At 70.5% G+C, this 3,374-nt stretch carries 5 protein-coding genes; 3 read left to right on the top strand and 2 right to left on the bottom strand.

All coding sequences use genetic code 11. From position 1 onward, the window contains the following. Together BGO15_RS09830 and lpdA are read left to right on the top strand one after the other, a co-directional pair. A partial coding sequence (locus BGO15_RS09830) for a copper resistance protein CopC (RefSeq protein ID WP_286748156.1) occupies nucleotides 1-334 on the top strand: 334 nt, incomplete at its 5' end. 9 nt (nucleotides 335-343) lie between these two features. After that, entirely contained in the window at nucleotides 344-1,741 is a 1,398-nt protein-coding gene (lpdA, locus tag BGO15_RS09825) for a dihydrolipoyl dehydrogenase (protein ID WP_286748155.1), read from the top strand. Between the two features lie 69 nt (nucleotides 1,742-1,810). Here the strand turns inward: lpdA and BGO15_RS09820 are convergent, their stop codons facing one another. After that, on the bottom strand, nucleotides 1,811-2,491 hold the full coding sequence (locus BGO15_RS09820; RefSeq protein ID WP_286748154.1) for a CYTH domain-containing protein: 681 nt from the start codon (nucleotides 2,489-2,491) through the stop codon (nucleotides 1,811-1,813). A gap of 4 nt (nucleotides 2,492-2,495) precedes the next feature. Then, nucleotides 2,496-2,723, bottom strand: a complete 228-nt coding sequence (locus BGO15_RS09815; protein WP_286748153.1) for a response regulator — start codon at nucleotides 2,721-2,723, stop codon at nucleotides 2,496-2,498. An 83-nt stretch (nucleotides 2,724-2,806) separates the two neighbouring features. On the opposite strand from BGO15_RS09815, the gene BGO15_RS09810 reads away from it, so the two are divergent. Further along, the coding region (locus BGO15_RS09810; RefSeq protein WP_286748152.1) for a DUF3417 domain-containing protein at nucleotides 2,807-3,374 on the top strand (568 nt) is incomplete at its 3' end.

The raw sequence follows: 3,374 nt of genomic DNA, 5'->3' as shown, positions 1-3,374 counted from the left end.
GGCGGCCGGCACGGTCACGGTGCTGTGGCGGGTGGTGTCCCGGGACGGGCATCCGGTGTCGAAGTCGTTCACGTTCACCCTCGCGCCGGCTGCCTCCTCGACCCCGGCAACGAGTGCCTCCGCGACAGTCGCGCCCGTCGCGCCACGACCGTCTGCGAGCCCGACCGCGTCCAGCGGGGGGACCGGCTCGTCCCCCGCGCCGTGGATCATCCTCGGCGCGCTCACGGTGGCGGCGATCGCCGGGACGGCCTACCTCGTGGTGTCCCGCGGACGGCGCACGCCGCCTCCCGCGACCGACCCGCCGGCCGAGTCCGAGGGCGACGCCGACCGATAGGCTTGAGGCATGCCTCACTACGACGTCGTCATCCTCGGCGCGGGCCCCGGCGGGTACGTCGCGGCCGTGCGCAGCGCGCAGCTCGGTCTGTCGGTCGCCATCATCGAAGAGAAGTACTGGGGCGGCGTCTGCCTGAATGTGGGGTGCATCCCCTCGAAGGCGCTGCTGCGCAACGCAGACCTGGCGCACACGTTCCACGCGAAGGCCGATCTGTTCGGTATCTCCGGCGACGTCCACTTCGACTTCGGGGTGGCCTGGGATCGCAGCCGCACCGTGGCGGCGACCCACGTCAAGGGCATCCACTTCCTGATGAAGAAGAACAAGGTCACCGAGTACGAGGGTCGCGGCACCTTCGTCGACGCGCACACGATCGACGTGAAGAAGACGGACGGCTCGGTCGAGCAGGTGACCTTCGACAACGCGATCGTCTCTACCGGGTCGACGGTGCGGACGCTTCCCGGCGTGCAGATCGGCGGCAACGTCGTCACCTACGAGGAGCAGATCCTCACCCGTGAGCTCCCCTCGTCGATCGTCATCGTCGGCGCGGGCGCGATCGGCATGGAGTTCGGCTACGTGCTCACCAACTACGGCGTGAAGGTCACGATCATCGAGTTCCTGGACCGCGCGCTCCCGAACGAGGACGCCGACGTCTCCAAGGAGATCCAGCGCCAGTACAAGGGCTACGGCGTCGACATCCTCACCTCGACCAAGGTGGAGTCCATCACCGACAAGGGCGACTCCGTCACCGTGACGTACACGGACAAGGACGGCAACGCCGGGTCCATCGAGGCCGACAAGGTGCTGATGTCGGTCGGCTTCGCTCCCAATGTGGAGGGCTTCGGCCTGGAGAACACGGGCGTGAAGCTGACCGAGCGCGGCGCGATCGCCATCGACGACTACATGCGCACCAACGTGCCGCACATCTTCGCCATCGGCGACGTGACCGCCAAGCTGCAGCTCGCGCACGTCGCGGAGGCGCAGGGCGTGGTGGCCGCCGAGACGATCGGAAAGGCCGAGACCATGCCGCTCGGCGACTACCGCATGATGCCCCGTGCCACGTTCTGCTCGCCGCAGGTGGCCTCGTTCGGCCTGACCGAGCAGCAGGCGCGCGACGCCGGCTACGACGTCAAGGTGGCGAAGTTCCCGTTCTCGGCGAACGGCAAGGCGAACGGATTGGGCGAGCCCGTCGGCTTCGTCAAGCTCATCGCCGACGGCGAGCACCTGGAGCTCCTCGGCGGGCACCTCATCGGCCCGGACGTCTCCGAGCTCCTGCCCGAGCTGACCCTCGCCCAGAAGTGGGACCTCACCGCGCTCGAGGCGGCCCGCAACGTGCACACCCACCCGACGCTCTCGGAGGCGGTGCAGGAGGCGTTCCACGGCCTCGTGGGACACATGATCAACCTCTAGACTGCTGCCCAGTCGCGCGACGCCGCCCCGATCGAAGCCGGGGGCGGCGTCGTCGCATGTGGGCGGGCGTCACCCCGAGATCGCGCGGCCGAGCTTGGAGTCGGATGCCGCGGGCTCTCCGCCCACGCTGCGGACGGCGTCATCCACAGCGGCGAAGAACGCCGCCGTGTCCGCGGGTGCCGCCGGACCGAGCTCCACTTCCCACTCTCGCCAGGACGTCTGCGTCCCGCGCCGCTCGGCGACGGCCGTCACCCGATCGTCCACCACTTCGGCCACCAGGGCGCCGTCCGCGTCGCGGAGCGCATATGCCGTGCGGCGGTTCCGGATCCTCGCGAGCGGCAGGAACGGACCGGCGGCCCAGCGCGCGACCGCACCGGCGACATCCTCCGGGACCGCCACGATGCCGTCGTCCCCCGGGGCGGGGGCGGCGTCCAGCGGCCAGTGCCATTCGTGTCGACCGTCCGCCGCCGAGATCTTGACGTGCCATCCGGCGTCCGGGCCGCCCTCTCGCCGGCGCAAGGCGACGCGGGCCCGCGCGAGGGCGAGGTCCTCGGTGTCCAGGTACCGGGCGTCGAGCTGCCGCACCTCCGCATCCCCCACCGCGGCGACGCCGGGGAGCGCCGTCCAATCCGGAAGCGCGGTATCGTCCTCGACGTCGTACGTGCGCTCGACCTCAAGACTCCGGCTCGGCTCCGTCCGGCTCGCGGCCGCGGACGGCTGCGGCCCGACCGCGGCGTCGGTGCCGCTCAACGGCTCAGTCGTCCCGGCCGTCCGGGTCGGGGTTGATGTCCTCCGTGGCCTCGACGTAGACGAACTGCGCCTCGGTCGGCCCGTCGGCGTCCCCCGTGTGGATGTCCGCGCTGCCGCGGCGGTAGACCAGCTGCCCTTCGCCGTAGGGGACGATGATCGAATCGTCGGCGGCCTCGTCGAGCGGGATGATCTGCCCGTCGAGCGGTCCACCGGAAAGTCGTGCAATGGCCATGTCGTCAGCCTAGCCCGAGTGCTCGCTCCGCAGTCCCACCCTGCATCTGCAAGCGTTTGCAGAGGTGCCCTAGACTCGCACGCGTGAAGGCCATCCGAACGTTCACCGTCCGCCCCGTCCTCGCCCCATCACTCGCCGCGCTCGACCGACTCGCCTCGAACTGGCGATGGTCGTGGTCGCGGACGCCGCGCGACCTGTTCGCCTCCATGGACCCCGATCTGTGGGCCGCGGTCGGCGGCAACCCGGTCCAGATGCTCGGCGCGGTCGGACAGCAGCGACTCGATGAGCTCGCCGCCGACGAGGCCTTCGTCGTACGCGTGGACGAGGAGGACCGGCGACTCACCGACTACCTGACCGGCGACCGCTGGTTCCAGCGACTGGAGGGCGCCAAGCCGGCCCACATCGCGTACTTCTCCCCCGAGTTCGGCGTGGACGGCTCGCTCCCGCAGTACTCCGGCGGTCTCGGCATCCTCGCGGGTGACCACCTCAAGAGCTCGAGCGACCTCGGGGTGCCGCTCACGGGTGTCGGCCTCTTCTACCGGGCCGGGTACTTCCGGCAGTCGATCGGCGACGACGGCTGGCAGCGCGAGAGCTACCCGCTCCTCGACCCCTACGGGCTCGGATTGACGCTGCTGCGCGAGGCCGACGGCA

Source organism: Microbacterium sp. 71-23, assembly GCF_001897265.1.
GTDB classification, from domain to species: Bacteria; Actinomycetota; Actinomycetes; order Actinomycetales; family Microbacteriaceae; genus Microbacterium; species Microbacterium ginsengisoli.
This window is presented reverse-complemented; position numbering and strand designations above follow the sequence as displayed.

Coding starts and splice junctions, on each gene's coding strand:
- BGO15_RS09815 (WP_286748153.1), bottom strand. CDS start 2,723: ATGGCCATTGCACGACTTTCCGGTGGACCGCTCGACGGGCAGATCATC.
- lpdA (WP_286748155.1), top strand. CDS start 344: ATGCCTCACTACGACGTCGTCATCCTCGGCGCGGGCCCCGGCGGGTAC.